17 protein-coding genes are annotated in these 17,432 nt (G+C 45.9%); 6 read left to right on the plus strand and 11 right to left on the minus strand.

Annotated features, from left to right (window positions below):
* The first annotated feature begins 53 nt into the window (after positions 1–53).
* Positions 54–263 (plus strand): DNA-dependent RNA polymerase subunit epsilon, encoded by a 210-nt coding sequence (locus D5S11_RS05780; RefSeq protein ID WP_003154548.1) that lies wholly within the window; start codon positions 54–56, stop codon positions 261–263.
* Between the two features lie 5 nt (positions 264–268).
* Positions 269–1,936, plus strand: a complete 1,668-nt coding sequence (rnjA, locus tag D5S11_RS05785) for a ribonuclease J1 (RefSeq protein WP_003154550.1) — start codon at positions 269–271, stop codon at positions 1,934–1,936.
* Between the two features lie 31 nt (positions 1,937–1,967).
* Here rnjA and ade read toward each other — a convergent pair whose 3' ends face one another.
* The 5 genes from ade to D5S11_RS05810 all read right to left on the minus strand — a co-directional run bounded on the left by ade (position 1,968) and on the right by D5S11_RS05810 (position 7,145).
* A complete protein-coding gene (gene ade, locus D5S11_RS05790; protein WP_032868161.1) occupies positions 1,968–3,701 on the minus strand; it encodes an adenine deaminase in 1,734 nt (577 codons plus the stop codon).
* Between the two features lie 147 nt (positions 3,702–3,848).
* Positions 3,849–4,514: a Ktr system potassium transporter KtrC gene (gene ktrC, locus D5S11_RS05795; protein WP_003154554.1), complete on the minus strand. Its 666-nt coding sequence runs from the start codon at positions 4,512–4,514 to the stop codon at positions 3,849–3,851.
* A gap of 40 nt (positions 4,515–4,554) precedes the next feature.
* A complete protein-coding gene (locus D5S11_RS05800) occupies positions 4,555–5,382 on the minus strand; it encodes a gamma-glutamylcyclotransferase family protein (RefSeq protein ID WP_108724996.1) in 828 nt (275 codons plus the stop codon).
* Between the two features lies 1 nt (position 5,383).
* Entirely contained in the window at positions 5,384–6,688 is a 1,305-nt protein-coding gene (locus D5S11_RS05805) for an ATP-binding protein (protein ID WP_007409646.1), read from the minus strand.
* A 172-nt stretch (positions 6,689–6,860) separates the two neighbouring features.
* Complete coding sequence (locus D5S11_RS05810; protein WP_003154557.1) at positions 6,861–7,145, minus strand: transcriptional regulator AbhA; 285 nt, start codon at positions 7,143–7,145, stop codon at positions 6,861–6,863.
* Positions 7,146–7,415: 270 nt separating this feature from the next.
* Here D5S11_RS05810 and mreBH point away from each other — a divergent pair, with 270 nt between their 5' ends.
* The 3 genes from mreBH (at position 7,416) to D5S11_RS05830 (ending at position 9,962) form a co-directional block, all read left to right on the plus strand.
* The gene (mreBH, locus tag D5S11_RS05820; RefSeq protein ID WP_003154558.1) at positions 7,416–8,423 is read left to right on the plus strand and encodes a cell shape-determining protein MreBH; all 1,008 of its coding nucleotides are present in this window, start codon (positions 7,416–7,418) and stop codon (positions 8,421–8,423) included.
* A gap of 71 nt (positions 8,424–8,494) precedes the next feature.
* Entirely contained in the window at positions 8,495–8,629 is a 135-nt protein-coding gene (locus D5S11_RS05825; protein WP_003154559.1) for a protein YkpC, read from the plus strand.
* A gap of 100 nt (positions 8,630–8,729) precedes the next feature.
* Positions 8,730–9,962 carry an aminopeptidase gene (locus D5S11_RS05830; RefSeq protein WP_039063007.1) on the plus strand — a complete coding sequence of 411 codons (1,233 nt, stop codon included), beginning with the start codon at positions 8,730–8,732 and terminating at the stop codon, positions 9,960–9,962.
* A gap of 31 nt (positions 9,963–9,993) precedes the next feature.
* Here the strand turns inward: D5S11_RS05830 and D5S11_RS05835 are convergent, their stop codons facing one another.
* Together D5S11_RS05835 and D5S11_RS05840 are read right to left on the minus strand one after the other, a co-directional pair.
* On the minus strand, positions 9,994–10,902 hold the full coding sequence (locus D5S11_RS05835) for a ketopantoate reductase family protein (RefSeq protein WP_039063006.1): 909 nt from the start codon (positions 10,900–10,902) through the stop codon (positions 9,994–9,996).
* A gap of 112 nt (positions 10,903–11,014) precedes the next feature.
* On the minus strand, positions 11,015–12,634 hold the full coding sequence (locus tag D5S11_RS05840) for an ABC-F family ATP-binding cassette domain-containing protein (protein WP_007409642.1): 1,620 nt from the start codon (positions 12,632–12,634) through the stop codon (positions 11,015–11,017).
* Between the two features lie 159 nt (positions 12,635–12,793).
* Between D5S11_RS05840 and D5S11_RS05845 the strand changes: the two genes are divergently transcribed.
* On the plus strand, positions 12,794–13,063 hold the full coding sequence (locus tag D5S11_RS05845) for a hypothetical protein (protein ID WP_020955755.1): 270 nt from the start codon (positions 12,794–12,796) through the stop codon (positions 13,061–13,063).
* Between the two features lie 37 nt (positions 13,064–13,100).
* Here D5S11_RS05845 and sipT read toward each other — a convergent pair whose 3' ends face one another.
* From sipT to D5S11_RS05865, 4 genes are all read right to left on the minus strand, one after another.
* Entirely contained in the window at positions 13,101–13,682 is a 582-nt protein-coding gene (sipT, locus tag D5S11_RS05850) for a signal peptidase I sipT (protein WP_003154568.1), read from the minus strand.
* A 130-nt stretch (positions 13,683–13,812) separates the two neighbouring features.
* Entirely contained in the window at positions 13,813–15,717 is a 1,905-nt protein-coding gene (locus D5S11_RS05855) for a PTS fructose transporter subunit IIABC (protein ID WP_020955754.1), read from the minus strand.
* Between the two features lie 14 nt (positions 15,718–15,731).
* Positions 15,732–16,643 (minus strand): 1-phosphofructokinase, encoded by a 912-nt coding sequence (pfkB, locus tag D5S11_RS05860; RefSeq protein ID WP_003154572.1) that lies wholly within the window; start codon positions 16,641–16,643, stop codon positions 15,732–15,734.
* Positions 16,640–17,395, minus strand: a complete 756-nt coding sequence (locus tag D5S11_RS05865; protein ID WP_032868156.1) for a DeoR/GlpR family DNA-binding transcription regulator — start codon at positions 17,393–17,395, stop codon at positions 16,640–16,642. The genes pfkB and D5S11_RS05865 overlap by 4 nt, the downstream gene beginning before the upstream one ends.
* Between the last annotated feature and the right edge of the window lie 37 nt (positions 17,396–17,432).

The following is a 17,432-nucleotide window of genomic DNA, read 5'->3' on the forward strand; positions in this document are numbered from 1 at the left end:
CGAATATAATAGAATAAGCGAGTCTAACATACGGCATTTAAGGAGAGATTTGGATGATTTATAAGGTATTTTATCAAGAGAAGGCTGACGAAGTACCTGTTCGGGAAAAAACAGATTCACTTTACATTGAGGGCGTTTCAGAACGGGACGTCAGAACGAAACTGAAAGATCAGAAATACAACATTGAATTTGTTCAGCCTGTGGACGGTGCTTTTTTAGAATATGAGAAGCAGAGCGAAAATTTTAAAGTATTGGAGTTATGAGCGGAATGAAATTTGTAAAAAATGACCAGACTGCCGTTTTCGCCCTCGGCGGATTGGGCGAGATCGGGAAAAATACGTACGGGGTGCAGTTTCAGGATGAAATTGTACTGATTGATGCGGGAATCAAGTTCCCGGAAGATGAACTTCTCGGCATTGATTACGTAATCCCCGATTACACGTATTTAGTAAAAAATGAAGATAAAATTAAAGGTCTGTTTATCACCCACGGTCACGAAGACCATATCGGCGGTATTCCGTACCTGCTCAGACAAGTAAATATTCCCGTTTACGGCGGTAAACTCGCGATCGGCTTACTTCGGAATAAACTTGAAGAGCACGGGCTGTTAAGACAGACTAAATTAAACATCATCGGTGAAGACGACATCGTGAAGTTCCGCAAGACGTCAGTATCCTTCTTCAGAACGACACACAGCATTCCGGATTCATACGGAATCGTCGTCAAAACACCGCCGGGCAATATCGTACATACCGGGGACTTTAAGTTCGATTTCACACCGGTAGGCGAACCGGCAAACTTGACAAAGATGGCTGAAATCGGGAAAGAAGGCGTTTTGTGCCTGCTTTCTGACAGTACAAACAGTGAGGTTCCTGATTTCACCATGTCAGAACGCCGCGTAGGCGAAAGCATTCACGATATTTTCCGAAAAGTGGACGGCAGAATTATATTTGCGACATTCGCTTCGAATATACACCGTCTTCAGCAGGTGATTGAAGCAGCCGTTTTAAACGGCAGAAAAGTTGCCGTATTCGGACGCAGTATGGAATCGGCTATTGAAATCGGACAAAATCTCGGTTACATTACCTGTCCTAAAAATACGTTTATTGAGCATAACGAAATCAATCGTATGCCTGCCAATAAGGTAACGATTTTATGTACGGGAAGCCAAGGTGAACCGATGGCGGCGTTATCACGTATCGCTAACGGGACGCACCGGCAGATTTCCATTAATCCCGGAGATACGGTCGTCTTTTCTTCCTCTCCGATTCCCGGAAACACAATCAGCGTAAGCCGCACCATCAACCAGCTGTACCGTGCGGGCGCAGAAGTCATTCACGGTTCATTGAATGACATTCATACATCCGGACACGGCGGACAGGAAGAGCAGAAATTAATGCTCCGCCTGATCAAACCGAAGTTCTTTATGCCGATTCACGGTGAGTACAGAATGCAGAAAATGCACGTCAAACTCGCGACTGATTGCGGCATACCTGAAGAAAACTGCTTTATCATGGATAATGGCGAAGTGCTGGCCCTCAAAGGCGAAGAAGCCGCTGTGGCAGGCAAAATTCCGTCCGGCTCCGTTTACATTGACGGAAGCGGAATCGGTGATATCGGCAATATCGTGCTCCGCGACCGCCGCATTCTTTCAGAAGAAGGCCTTGTTATCGTTGTTGTCAGCATCAATATGGACGACTTTAAGGTTTCGGCGGGGCCTGATTTAATCTCAAGAGGTTTTGTATACATGAGAGAATCCGGTGATTTGATCAATGACGCGCAGCAGCTGATTTCGAACCATCTGGAGAAAGTAATGGATCGGAAAACAACGCAGTGGTCCGAAATTAAAAACGAAATTACCGATACACTTGCTCCGTTCCTATACGAAAAAACAAAACGCCGCCCGATGATCCTTCCGATCATTATGGAGGTCTAAAAAAACTGCACTCGTAATGAGTGCAGTTTTTTTATTGCAGCGGAATATGCTGAAAGGCTTTGACATCAAACAGACCGGCTGCTGTCATTTTAATATCCGGAATCACCGGAAGCGCTAAAAACGATAATGTGAGAAACGGATTGAAATCACCGGTGAATCCGAGCAGAGGAAGCTTTTCATGAAGTACGCCCAAGCTGTCATTGACCCATTCCGCCGACTTATCAGACAAAAGCCCGGCGATCGGAAGCGGAACGGAGTGAAGCAATTCTCCGTTTTTCACGGCTGTTAATCCTCCTCCGGTGTCACGGAGCCTGTTGATTGCTTTTGCCAAATCGGCATCGTTTGTACCGACGGCGATGATATTATGGGAATCGTGAGAAATGGTTGTGGCGATGGCGCCTTCTTTTAACCCGAACCCTTGTACAATCCCGAGTCCTATCATTTTTTCGCCGCTGTGCCGCTCTGTGACGGCGATTTTTAATAAATCATTTTCTGTATCAGGACAAAACGCGTCAGCAGACGGTGCAGGCACTTCTTTTTTTCTCGTCTCCAAATGATTCGGTATCATTTCGATTACTTTCATTTTCCTGCCCTCATGAATCGGCATATAAAAATCAGATTCAGTCAGCGGCGATCTCAGCCGCACTGTATCCAACAGCGCCTGGTCCGGCGAATAGGAACCGGCAGACTGTTCATAAACCGTTCGTCCGTTCTCGGCAACGGTCCGGCCGGCGACCATGGTCTTCGTGACGGCAGCCTCCCGTACATCTGAAATGAACAGCAGATCTGCGTCAAAACCCGGCGCTACCGCCCCTTTTGTTTCAAGGCCGTAGCACTCAGCCGCATTTAAGCTGGCGAGCTGATACGCAAGGAATGGATCAAGTCCCGCCTTTATCGCCATTTTGACTTGGTGGTTCACACTTCCTTCTGAAAGCAGATCATCTACATGCTTATCATCCGTACAAAAGAAAAAGCGGCGCGCGTTTTTTTCATTCACTGCCGGCAGCACATTGAGCGTATTTTTTGCCACCGATCCTTCGCGCAGCATGACATACATTCCCCGTCTGATTCTGTCCAGCGCTTCTTCTTTTGTCGTCACTTCATGATCATTTGACACCATTGCGGTTCTGTATATATTGATGATATCTGAAGACAGTCCGGCTAAATGCCCGTCGATCCGTTTTCCGTGACGCTTGGCATCAAGCAGTTTCTGAAGCATATCCTCTTCACCTTCCGCAACAGACACATAATCCATTACTTCCGCAAGTCCGAGCACCTCTTTCTCCTGATAAAAAGGCTTTAAATCCTCGGCTTTTAATACGGCTCCTGAGCGTTCAAAGCTAGCGGCGGGAACACAGGAAGGAAGCATGAAACGGATGTTCAGCGGCGCCTTTTTCGCCTGCTCTATCATAAAAGAAATGCCTTTTGCTCCGGAAACGTTCGCAATTTCGTGAGGATCAGTAATGACAGTAGTCACTCCGTGTGGGAGGACGGCTTTAGCAAATTCAATCGGAGTAACCATAGAGGACTCGATATGAACATGTCCGTCAATAAAGCCCGGAACGATCATTTGACCTTCTGCATCAATGACTTCTTCCCCTTCATATTCGCCCAGCCCGACGATCACTCCGCCCGTAATGGCGATATCTGCAGAAATCCATTCCTGGTTAAATACATCCATGATTTTTCCGTTTTTAATGACGGTATCGGCTTTTTGTCTGCCGGCTGATGCATTCAGCCGTTCAGCCAGTGTTTCTTTGTTCAAAATGAGGCCTCCTCTTTTTCTGTATATGGTACAATATGCTATCGGATCGCCTGATCATAGTCAATAAAAATTGCAGAAAATACCGCTTACACGATAATGTCTTTCTATTCTGACATAATAAAAGACCGTCCTTTTACGGACGGCTTTTCACTTTGTGTGAAGCACTCTTTTTTCAAATCGGGAAATGTCCGTAAGAGAGCCGATAACGATGAGAATATCTTCTTTTTGGATCATTTCAGTCGCCAGGGGAGATACGATCACTTCTTTTTCTCTCTTGATGGCCACGATATTAATGCCGTACTTCGCCCGGATGTCCAGATCAAGCAGTGTGTTGCCCGCAAGCCTGCTGTTGGCCACGATCTCCACAATGCTGTGTTCGTCGGACAGCTCCAAATAATCAAGCACATTATTTGATACGATGTTGTGGGCGATGCGTTTTGCCATGTCACGTTCAGGGTGGACGATGTGATCGGCCCCGATTTTCGCAAGCACTTTCTCATGATAATCGTTCTGCGCTTTAACCGTGATCGTGTTCACGCCGAGTTCCTTTAAGATCAGCGTCGTTAAAATGCTCGCCTGTATATTTTCGCCGATTGCCACAATGACGTGGTCAAAGTTGCGCAGCCCTAAGTTTTTCAGCACCGATTCATCGGTTGAATCGCCGATGACCGCGTGTGATGCGATTTTGGCGTATTCATTTACTTTATCTTCATCAATATCCATCGCCATGACCTCAAGGCCTTCTTCACTTAATGCTTTGCAAATACTTCCGCCGAAGCGTCCGAGACCGATAACGGCAAACTCTTTTCTCATAACAGTACTCCTTTAAACAATATCTCTAATAGGAATAGTATCACATTTTCGGCAATGAGTTCATATAGCGTTTAAGCTTTTCTGAAAAGGCGGGCGATAAATACAGATCCGCTCCGCGTTCGATTTCTTCCTGATAGTGACCCGGAGGCGCAATTTCCTCAGCTTTATCAAGAACGAGAAACGTCAGGACGCCTCTGTATACACGGCCGCCGGCACACACTTCTATGAACGCGGGACGGTATGTGTGGTTATCAACACCTTCTCTTTTGTACAGATAGGTTGCCGCTTCAAACGGGAGCTTGTACAGCACGCCTTCAGTTCGTCCCCCGTCTTCAACAAGATCGGCTCTGGAACCGTCAGGACGCCTTAATGTGAATCTCGTCGAATACCCTTCAACAACCGCCCCTCCGACCGGCTCGGCAAAAAAGTGGTCGACCCCCGCCTGTTTAAACCGGGCATTGTCCATACAGGAGCCGTAAGCGAAATAATAAACCGGACTGTCATCCTCCCGTTTCATAAAACGGTATTCTTTCCAGTCTCCGCTTTTGATACGGCTGAATGAAGCACACTGTTCGGGCTTTACGACATATGCGAAGGCGGTTTTATTCCCGGCATCCGTCGTCACGGCAACCTCTTTTCGATCAAAATCAGCATAATACGCATCCAGCTTACGGATCATCTGATGATCTGTTTCATACAATTCCCCGTACACAAAAGCTGTTTCTTCTAAAGACGCCGCAGGCTGACCTTTATCCGTTTCGTACAGCACGCCGTTTATCGCAGCCTGCTCGCACACACACGGAGCGCCTTTCAGCAGTTCATGGTTTTCTTCACGCTTCCGTAACAAACCGTATACAAAAAGAAGCAAGTTATTTTTCCTCCTTTTGGACAGCAGCCGCTTCTAACGGCAGAATCACCTGAAACGTACTGCCTTCTCCATTTTTGCTCTTAATGTTAAGTTTACCATTATGCTCCTTCAGAATTCGTAAACAAATCGGAAGCCCGAGACCCGTTCCCTGATCTTTTGTTGAGAAAAACGGTTTCCCGATGTTTTCAAGCTTTTCTTTCGACATGCCGTTTCCTTCATCCTGTATGCTGATCACCGCGTATTCTTCATCCCGTTTTGTATAAATATGAATATTCCCGCCGTCAGGCATCGCTTCAATCGCATTTTTAATAATATTGATAAATACCTGTTTCAGCTGGTTTTCGTCACCGTTGACCATACAGGACTCAGTCTGCCTGAAATCCTTCTCAATCACAGTGTTCGACAGCACCGCGTTCGTGTCAAGAAGCGTCGCCACCTGCCGTAAAATATGGTTGAGATGATGAGCGGTAAACGTCACGGTCTGCGGCTTGGCGAGCAGAAGCAGCTCCCCCAGCACGAGATCAATCCTTTTAATCTCCGAAAAAATAATATCAAAATAATCCGTTCTTTCCGGATACTGGGCTTTCATCAGCTGGAGAAAGCCGCTGACTGACGTTAAAGGATTTCTTACTTCATGGGCGATTCCTGCCGCAAGCTCCCCGGCAATGGCCAGCTTTTGAGATTGCATGGCGAGGCGTTCGTTCGTTTCCAGAAGCTCATCGACAGCTTTTTTCCGTTCACTGATATCAGACATCGTCCCCAGGCTTCCGACAAATTTCTGTCTGCGGTCATAATACAGCTTATAATGGACTTCTCCCCAAAAGATCGAGCCGTCTCTTTTAATATATTTGGCCGTAAACATTCCTGACGGGGACTGCTGCTTGATTTGGGAGATAATATAATCAATGATATGTTTTTCTTTTATAAAATAATCATTATACATCGTGCCCATACATTCGCTGATGGAGTGGCCCGTAATCGCCGTCCAGGCCTGATTCAAATATGTAATATTCCCTTGAGCATCCGTCTGAAAAACGATTTCCTGCAGATTGTCCATGATCCGGTTTTTCTCATCTGAAAGCGCCTTTGCTTTCTGCTCGCTGTCCTTCAGCTCCGCCAGCAGCTGCTTTTTATTATCCACATAATAAGCCAGCAGCCAGACGCTGATTAATGTGACGGCGGTAAAGGTGATGTCAACGGGCCAGTTAATCGGATTCCGTTCAATCATATAAAATAAATAATCCCAAAACATAATAAAAATCATTGCCAAGATTAAGGAAATGATACGCGCTTGATATTTTCCCATAGTCCCACCTGCCGCTAGCATTTCTACATATATTGTAACATTGTTGACTGCATTATTGACTAAAAAATGATAACTATTCCCAATTAATTGAGCAGGTTCGCTTACTTTTCCCGTGAGTTTTTGCACAAGTTCATAATAAAAGGACGGAATGATGCTCCGCCCTTTTTGCTGATTATGATCTATCTTTTAACGCTTCCTCGATTTCCTCAAGCAGCATTTTCGCTCCTTCAGGACTTAAAATAATTTTGCCGTTGCCGTACTCCTGATTTTCGGGAGTAATTTCCCCCGTCATTAAGCAAATGCCGTGCGGCTTGTATTTTTTCAAGACAATTTTGTCTCCGTCAACGAAAAATTCAATACTATCTTTAATAGCGATATCCAATGCTCTTCTCAATTCAATCGGCATGACAATACGCCCGAGTTCGTCTACTTTTCTTACTACACCAATTGATTTCATAGAAATCCCCTACTTCCTTTAATGTCTCTTCTTTATGTCCAAGGAAAATCCTTCATAAACGTAGACGAAAGGAACGGAGCAAAAGTTTCTCAGCATCCGGAACTGAATGTTTTTTTACAGAAGAAAATCCTTTTGAAATATGGGATACAGACTTTCCCTCCTTTTTTACAAAAACATTTCATTCCCGGCGGAAACCCCCAAAAATCGTGGTTTTTCTCAGAAACTTTAAATGTAGAATCAATTAAATCAGGATAGGGATTGGGTGAAAACATGTTTCAATCAACTGAGATCGGAATCGACTTAGGAACCGCTAATATACTTGTTTACAGTAAAAATAAAGGAATTATTTTAAACGAGCCTTCCGTTGTCGCTGTAGATACAACAACGAAAGCGGTGCTTGCCATCGGAACGGATGCCAAAAGCATGATCGGAAAGACGCCTGGGAAAATCGTCGCCGTTCGGCCGATGAAAGACGGTGTCATTGCTGATTATGATATGACAACTGACTTATTAAAACACATTATGAAAAAAGCCGGAAAAAAAATCGGAATGACTTTCCGCAAACCGAATGTCGTCGTCTGCACGCCTTCAGGCTCAACAGCCGTTGAACGACGCGCCATCAGTGACGCTGTCAAAAACTGCGGAGCGAAAAACGTTCACTTGATTGAAGAACCCGTAGCCGCTGCAATCGGGGCCGACCTCCCTGTTGACGAGCCGGTCGCAAACGTCGTCGTAGATATCGGCGGCGGTACGACTGAAGTCGCCATCATCTCATTCGGGGGCGTCGTATCCTGCCATTCGATCAGAATCGGCGGCGACCAGCTTGATGAAGATATCGCCTCGTTCGTCAGAAAAAAATACAACCTGCTGATCGGGGAACGTACGGCAGAACAAGTGAAAATGGAAATCGGATTTGCATTGATCGAACATGTGCCGGAAACGATGGAAATCCGCGGGCGTGACCTTGTAACCGGTCTGCCGAAGACAATCAGACTGCAATCTAATGAAATTCAGCACGCGATGCGTGAGTCGCTCCTGCATATTCTTGAAGCGATCAGAGCGACACTTGAAGATTGTCCGCCGGAGCTCAGCGGTGATATCGTTGACCGCGGCGTCGTGTTAACCGGCGGAGGCTCCCTTTTAAACGGGATGAAAGAATGGCTGACAGATGAAATCGTCGTTCCCGTTCATTTGGCGGCAAATCCGCTTGAATCAGTGGCTATCGGCACGGGACGTTCATTAGACGTCATCGACAAGCTGCAAAAAGCGATTAAATAATAAGATTGTGCTTCTTTTTTCTCCGGCCGGCTCATATTGTGAGAACTGGAGAAACATTAAGGAGGAAGCATATGCTTAGAGATGTGGGAAGACGCGTAGCAGTAGCCGTCATTTTAAGCGGAATTATTTTGGGGGGTATGAGCATTTCACTGGCCAATATGCCCCATTCTCCGGCCGGCGGCGCCGTAAAACTGAATCACCCGTAAAGACGCAGCAAAAGCTGTGTCTTTTTCGTTTGTGCTCCTTTCTTTCCTTTATGAGGCGATATTTGATATGATGAGAAAAACCGATGAGGAGGAATGAACGATGAGTTCGTTTACTGAAAAGTTACATACATATGCTCAGCTGGCGGTAGAAGTCGGCGTCAATGTCCAAAAAGGACAGCATGTCGTAATCAATGCCTCAACTGATGTCCGGGAACTTGTCAGACTGCTTGCCAAACATTCTTATGAAAAAGGCGCTAAAAACGTCACAGTAAATTGGCAGGACGATGAACTGTCCAGATTAAAATACGAGATGGCACCTTTTGAAGCGTTTGAAGAGTATCCTGAATGGGAAGCAAAAGGAAAAGAAGAGCTCGCGAAAAAAGGGGCTGCGTTTATTTCTGTCGTCTCATCCGACCCCGACCTATTAAAAGGCACTGACGGCAAACGGATTGCAGCGTTCCAAAAAGCCGCCGGAAAAGCATTGCATACATACAGACAATATATTCAATCAGATAAGGTCAGCTGGACGGTGATCGGAGCCGCTTCAACAGGCTGGGCGAAAAAAGTGTTCCCGGATCAGCCGGAAGAAACAGCCGTTCAGCTTTTATGGGAAGAAATTTTCAAAACGACCCGCGTAAATGAAGAAGACCCTGTTGAAGCATGGAAAAAACATGATCAAAACCTTCATGAAAAAGTGGAACACTTAAACAAAAAACATTACAGCGCCCTGCATTATCAGGCTGAAGGAACAGACTTAACCATTGAACTGCCGAAAAAACATGTATGGGCAGGCGCAGGAAGCGTGAATGAAAGCGGGCACGAATTCATGGCCAACATGCCGACAGAAGAGGTTTTTACCCTTCCGCAGCGTGACGGGGTGAACGGCACGGTTTCCAGCACGAAACCGCTGAGCTACGGCGGCAACATTATTGATAACTTCACTCTTACCTTTGAAAACGGCCGCATTGTCGATGTGAAAGCTGAAAAAGGCGAGGAGATTTTAAAAGGCATCGTCGAAACCGATGAAGGCTCACACTATCTCGGTGAAGTGGCCTTAGTGCCGTACGATTCACCGATTTCACAATCAAATATTTTATTTTACAACACACTGTACGATGAAAACGCCTCTAACCACTTGGCGATCGGCAGTGCGTATGCCTTTAATATTGAGGGCGGCAAACAAATGACACGGGAAGAGCTTGTCAAAGAGGGCTTAAATGAAAGCATTACACACGTAGATTTTATGGTCGGTTCCAAAGACATGAATATCGACGGCATTACCGCGGACGGCAAAAGAGAACCGATCTTCAGAAACGGAAACTGGGCATTTTAATAAAAAAAGGAGGCGATCAGGCCTCCTTTTTTTATTTCGCTTCATACATTTGCAAGTTGGCGCAGACGGTTTCCAAAACAGGTGTATCAACTGCCAAGCCTTTCGCTTTCTCAAGCAAAAATCCGTGTAAATGATCACCTTCCGTCACCCTGCCCTTTTCCATATCTCTCAGCATCGACGATTTCATATGGTAAGACATGCTTGTCAATGTGCGATAACTCTCTTCTTCCAGACCAGGATCTTTCGGGATGCCGGCAGCCTTGAAAATGGCTCCGATTTCAGCAAAGAGGCGCTTTGCCGTGTTGCGGCCGCCTTCTGTATCTAAAATCGGTCCGACCGGCTGTTGAAACAGAGTGGTCACTCCCGCCTGCGCGGCAATAAACATATATTTTTTCCAAATGTCCTTTTCAATATCCCGGCTGATGATGACATCCGCTTTCACACCTGCAAATGCGTTTTCCAGCTCGTTCATACGTTCTGTGCGTTCCCCGTTCCATTCACCGAAAACAAAGCGGTGGGCAGCGCTCGTATGAAGAATTTCCCCTTTGTCGTTAAGGGCGCTCTCAATAAAGCAGAGGCCGCCCAGCACCTGCCGTTTTGAAAAAGCTTCAAACAGCTGGTGATAGTGCCTGTATCCGTTTAAAAAAGGAATAATGACCGACGAAGGTTTGACAAACGGTTTGACATCCCGAATGACGTCCTGCAAAGAATACGCTTTTGAAGCGATGATAACCGCGTCAAATGCTCCTTCTTCGCCCGCCATGATTAATTTCGGCTTGATTGAAACATCACCTTTTTCACTTTTGACGGTCAATCCCGTCTCTTGTAATTGTTCCGCCCGTTTCTTGCGGACGAGAAACGTCACGTCATTTCCCTTTTCTGCAAGACGCGCGCCGATATATCCGCCCACTCCCCCAGCTCCGACAACTAAAAACTTCATGATGCATTCCTCCGTCTCTTTTCAAGTTATGTATTCATTTATTGTAACGGGAAGTCAGAAGATTGAAAACTTTTTTCATAAATAAAAAAGCAGAGTCTCCCCTGCTTCTTTATTACGCGTATAGCTCTTCAAGCTTTTTCTGTACATCCGCGTTTTCAAGAAATTCGTCATAAGACATTTGTTTGTCAACAATGCCTTTAGGCGTTAATTCAATGATGCGGTTGGCAATTGTCTGTACAAACTGATGGTCATGAGATGAAAACAGCATAGCGCCTTTAAAGCTGATTAAGCCGTTGTTAAGCGCCGTAATGGATTCCAAATCTAAGTGGTTTGTCGGTTCATCCAGAATTAAAATGTTCGCGCCGGAAAGCATCGCTTTTGAAAGCATGCAGCGCACTTTTTCTCCTCCGGAAAGGACGTTTGATTTTTTGTTGACTTCTTCTCCTGAGAACAGCATGCGTCCTAAGAAGCCGCGCAGAAAGCTTTCGCTTTGGTCATGCGGCGAGTATTGGCGGAGCCAGTCAACAAGGTTCGCATCGCTGCCGTCAAAATACTCGCTGTTGTCTTTAGGGAAGTACGCCTGAGAAGTGGTCACGCCCCATTTAAATGTGCCGCTGTCAGCTTCCATTTCCCCGGAAATGATTTTAAACAATGTCGTAACGGCAAGTTCGTTGCGTCCCGTAAAAGCGATTTTATCTTCTCTGTTCATAATAAAGCTGACGTTATCAAGCACCTTAACCCCGTCAATCGTTTTTGTTAAGCCTTCAACCCGCAGCACGTCATTTCCGATCTCACGTTCCGGCGTGAAATTGACATAAGGATAACGGCGTGATGACGGTTTGATATCATCAAGCGTGATTTTATCAAGGAGTTTCTTTCTTGATGTCGCCTGCTTTGATTTAGAGGCGTTGGCGCTGAATCTGGCCACGAACTCCTGAAGCTGTTTAATCTGCTCTTCTTTTTTCTTGTTGGCCTCCTGAGAAAGCTTTAAAGCAAGCTGGCTTGATTCATACCAGAAATCATAGTTGCCGACGTATACTTGAATTTTATTAAAATCAAGATCGGCGATGTGCGTGCACACTTTATTTAAAAAGTGACGGTCATGGGATACGACGATGACTGTGTTCTCAAAGTTGATTAAAAACTCTTCCAGCCACTGAATCGCTTTCAGATCCAAGTGGTTGGTCGGTTCATCAAGCAGCAGAACGTCCGGCTTGCCGAACAGCGCCTGTGCCAAGAGCACTTTCACCTTTTCTGAACCGCCTAAGTCAGCCATTTTCTTCGTATGCAGGTCTTCAGAGATGCCCAGGCCCTTTAACAAAATAGCGGCTTCACTTTCAGCTTCCCATCCGTTTAATTCCGCAAACTCTCCTTCAAGCTCAGCGGCGCGGATGCCGTCTTCATCTGAAAAATCAGGCTTCATATAAATCGCGTCTTTTTCCTGCATGACTTCGTATAAACGTTTATGTCCCATAATAACGACTTTCAGCACTTCGAAGTCTTCATATTCAAAGTGGTTCTGCTTCAGAATGGCAAGACGTTCGCCCGGGCTCATATGGACATCGCCGGTCTGCGGCTCCAGCTCACCGGATAAAATTTTCAAAAATGTTGATTTTCCGGCACCGTTTGCGCCTATTAATCCGTAGCAGTTGCCCGGCGTAAATTTAATATTGACATCTTCAAATAACTTGCGATCCGCAAAACGCAAGCTCACATTATTTACAGCAATCATTTAGAATCCTCCATCGTGTCTATCATCATTAAAAGTATACCATGAATAAAGGGGAAGAGAAATGTTTCCCTGCGAATATACGGGTTTGAAAAGATGCAGGCAAACCCGGAGCCCTGTGATACAATAGATATATATACATATTCATCACGGAGGAACAAGTTGAAGCTTTTAACACTCACAGAATATTGTCTTATGATTTTCTTTACCGGGGTTTTTCTGGCCGTCACAGGCTTTACCGCACGTGACATCGGCTTGTACGTCGGAATCGCCCTCATTTATACGTTTTCGCATCTCTTTTCAAAACGGATGCTTGAAAAACGCGGCAAAGAGAAGCAGCAGGTGAATCTTTTTTTCAGCGTTCTGGCCATTGTCGGATCAGTGCTGGCCACGGTATTGTTCATCGCCGTCGCCGCCTCGTTTGCCAAATAAAAAACGCCTGCTGTCCAAATCGGGCAGCGCGGCGTTTTTATTTTGTCTGACGCATATCATGAAATGGGAAGAACACAAACTTCGAGGTGCCGACGATCCGGTTTTCGGCAATTAAACCGAGTCCGTTCCGGCTGTCCATTGAGTTCAGCCGATTGTCTCCCATGACGAAGTATTTGCCTTTCGGAACCTTTACGGGGCCGAAATCTCCCGTCAGGTTGACTCCCAGTTTTTTCGCTTCTTTTTTATTGCTCGCGAGGTACGGTTCTGCGATTTTTTTGCCGTTTATATAAAGCGTGTCATTTTTCATTTCCACCGTTTCTCCAGGTTTTCCGATGAGCCGCTTTACATAATGGACTTTCGATGTATCGCCGTTAATAATGACGATGTCTCCCCGCTCGATTTCTCCGATATAATTGACGCTTTTGTTGACAAACAGCCTTTCACCGTCATGTAATGTCGGGTACATTGATGATCCTTCCACTAAGTACGGTTCAAACAGGAAATGGCGGATTAACAGCGCAAGTGCAACCGCTATAATGATGGCCTTTCCCCATTCCCAATATGTGTTGGATTTTCTTTTTACCGATTTTTCAGAAGTAGGTTTTTGTTCTTCAGTCAACGTGGTTCCTCCTAGACGATCACTGTTTCAGTTCATGTACCATCTTTACTTTATCATAACTCATCATAAAATACATAACGCTTCTATGCGTACATGATTGAAAAAAGCGCCCGTAAAGGACGCTTTTTGCTTATTTCTCTACAACCGGTTTTTTGACGATTCCCAAGATAACCGCCGTTATAATCGCTCCGATCACGATGCTCATTAAGTAAAGCAGCGGATGGTTCGTAATGAATGCAACGAATATTCCTCCGTGCGGTGCAGGAAGCGTTACCCGGAAAAATTCTGTCAACCCGCCCGCTACCGCAGAACCGACAACGGCTGCAGGGATGACGCGAAGCGGATCAGCCGCTGCAAACGGGATGGCGCCTTCTGTAACGAAAGCTGCTCCCATGAAGTAGCACGTAATACCGGCTTCACGGTCACGTTTAGAGAATTTGTGTTTAAAGAATGTTGTCGCCAGTGCGATTCCAAGCGGCGGAGCCATTCCGCCCGCCATGATGGCCGCATGCGGCGCATAGTTTCCGGCATCGATCATCGCAATTCCAAAAGTGAACGCCGCTTTATTGAGCGGGCCGCCCATGTCGATAGCCATCATACCGCCTAAAATAATACCCATTAAAACAAGATTTCCAGTTCCAAGGCTTTCAAGCCAATTTGTTAAGAAATTCATAAACGCTGCGACAGGAGTGTTTATGACAAATTGCATCAGAACTCCTGTGATAAAAATACCGAGCAGCGGATAAATCAATACAGGTTTTAATCCATCAAGAGATTGAGGAATAAAGACAAACAGCTTTTTCAGCAGGATGACGACATAACCGGCTAAGAATCCGGCAATCAGTCCGCCTAAGAATCCGGCATTCGCCTGCGTAGCCATAAATCCGCCGACCATACCCGGCGCAAATCCCGGACGGTCCGCAATACTCATTGCGATGAATCCGGCAAGAACTGCAACAATCAGCTTTAACGCATTACCGTCACCAATAAAGTTCAGTGCTGCAGCAAACGTGTTGTATGTCGGGTCTTTCGGATCAGCTGAATGAATTCCCCAGAAGAATGAGATCGCAACGAGAATTCCGCCGCCGACGACAAATGGCAGCATGTTGCTGACACCGCTCATTAAGTGTTTATAGAAAGTACTTCCGATGCTTGTTCCTGATTTCTGTTTCGGGCCGTCCTCATTTGAAGCGGAAGATCCTCCGCCGCTGCCCTCGTAAATCGGCGCATCTTGGTTAACGGCTTTTTCAATCAGTTCCTGAGGACGTCTGATACCGGCCGTCACAGGCACTTGAAGAACATGTTTGCCTTTAAAGCGTTCCATTTCAACCTGTTTATCAGCCGCCACGATAATCGCAGGCGCGTCTTCAATTTCTTGAGCCGTCAGCTTATGTTTGATACCGCTTGAGCCGTTTGTCTCGACTTTAATGTCAACGCCGAGCTCTTTCGCTTTTTCCTTCAGTGCGTCAGCTGCCATAAACGTATGGGCGATACCTGTCGGACATGCCGTAACGGCAAGGATTTTGCCTTTTCCTGACGGCGCTGCCTGTTCTTCCTGCTCTTCTTCTTCCTCATCGTCATCTTTGTCATGCTGATTGATGATGTCAATGATCGCATCTTCTGATTCAGCTTCAAGAAGCTGTTTGCGGATTTCCTCACGCATGAGAAGCGTTGAAAGTCTTGATAATGCCTCAAGGTGCGTATTATTCGCTCCTTCGGTTGCCGCAATCATAAAGACCAGGTGTGCCGGCTGACCGTCTAATGATTCATAATCCACACCATCTTTTGAACGGCCGAATGCGATGGCCGGGTTAATGACGCTCGCCGTCTTCGCATGAGGAATGGCAATGCCTTCGCCGATTCCCGTCGAGCTTTGGCTTTCACGATTTAAAATGGCTGCTTTGTAAGCCTCTCTGTCATTTAATCTGCCGGCTTTGTCAAGCACTGTCACCATTTCATCGATAACGTTTTCTTTCTCTTTGCTTTCTATATTGAGATGAATTGTATCTCTTGTTAACAGCTCAGTTATCTTCACTTTTCTTTCCTCCTCTATAGACGTGTGACTTTAACTTCAGGAAGAAGCTGCTGTACAAACTCTTCAGTTCCGAGTTCTTCAGAAAATGCCGTCGCGCTTCCGGAAGCAACTCCTAAACGGAACGCATCTTCCAAAGGCAGCTGTTTTGAAATTCCCGCAAGGAATCCCGCGACGACGGAATCACCCGCGCCTACCGAATTGACAAGCTTTCCTTTAGGAACATTGGCGAGGAAAACCGCCTCTTTCGTAAATAAAAGCGCACCGTCGCCAGCCATCGAAACAATCGCATGTTCAGCGCCTTGTTCAATCAATTTTTTACCGTAAGGAACGGCAGCTTCGGCTGAATCAATGACCGTATTGAACATTTCCCCAAGCTCATGATGATTCGGTTTCATCAAAAACGGTTTCATTTCTGTCGCTTTCATCAGCGCTTCACCGGAGATGTCCACCACTACCCGGGCATTCTGCTTTCTGCATGCCTCAGCAATTTTTTCATACGTGTTATGCGGCAGGGAAGAAGGAATGCTTCCCGCTAAAACGACGATGTCTCCTTCTTCCAGAGCGGAGAACTGTTCTAAAAAGGCATTGAACACTTCGTCTGAAATCGTCGGGCCCTGTCCGTTAATTTCCGTTTCATCGCCCGTTTTCAGTTTTACATTTATACGCGTGTCTTCATCCACCTCAGAAAAAGCCGTTTCCAGACCTTCCTGCTGCAAAAATGACGTGATATAGTTTCCGGTAAATCCGCCGACAAATCCCAATGCTTTTGACGGCACATGGTGTCTTTTCAGTAATCTCGAAACGTTGATGCCTTTTCCGCCGGGATACTTCGTGTCATAGCTGGAACGGTTTAAACCGCCTACGGCAAAATCTTCAACGTGAACGATATAGTCAACAGACGGATTGAGGGTTACAGTGTAAATCATGGTTTCACTACCTTTACGACAGTTTTTTCTTGGTAATTATCGAATGCAAGTTCTTCAGCTTCAGTGGTAATGATAGCGGCATCGCCCAAGGCGGCGAACGCTGCGAAAGAAATCTCGCCGAATTTAGAAGGATCGGCTAAAACATACGCATTTTTCGCCTGTCTCACAGCCTTTGTCTTCAGAAGAGCCTCATCCGGATCGGGTGTTGTAAAGCCTGCTTCAATGTGCACGCCGTTCACCCCGAGGAAGCTTTTGTCAAAACGGTACTGGCTGACCGCCGTTAATGAGGCGCCGCCGATCATCGCACCTGTTCTATGCTTCACATATCCTCCGAGAAGATAAAAGGGGATCCCTTTCCTTATTAAAGCGTCGATATGCATAACTCCGTTTGTGACAACCACAATGTCCTTAGATGGATCTATAAAATCAATCATGTGCAATGTAGTTGTTCCCGCATCAAGATAAATACAGTCACCTTCTTCTAATAAAGATGCCGCTTCTTCTGCGATCTTCAGTTTATCCTGAAGGTTTTTGGAGGATTTTTCAAGCATATCGGGTTCTTGCCTGCTGTTGGAAAGTTTAGACGCCCCGCCGTGAACGCGCTTTAAAAATCCGCGCTCTTCAAGTGTTGATAAATCTCTTCTGATCGTTGATTCAGAAGCATTTGTCATGCTTATCAGCTCTTGAATCTTCACCACATCACGCTTTTCAATCTGATCAATAATCAGCTGATACCTTTCAGGAGTGAGCATATTCCGCCTCCTTTGGAAACGTATTCATTTCGGCTGC

It is taken from the genome of Bacillus sp. L75 (assembly GCF_003676355.1).
GTDB lineage: Bacteria > Bacillota > Bacilli > Bacillales > Bacillaceae > Bacillus > Bacillus velezensis.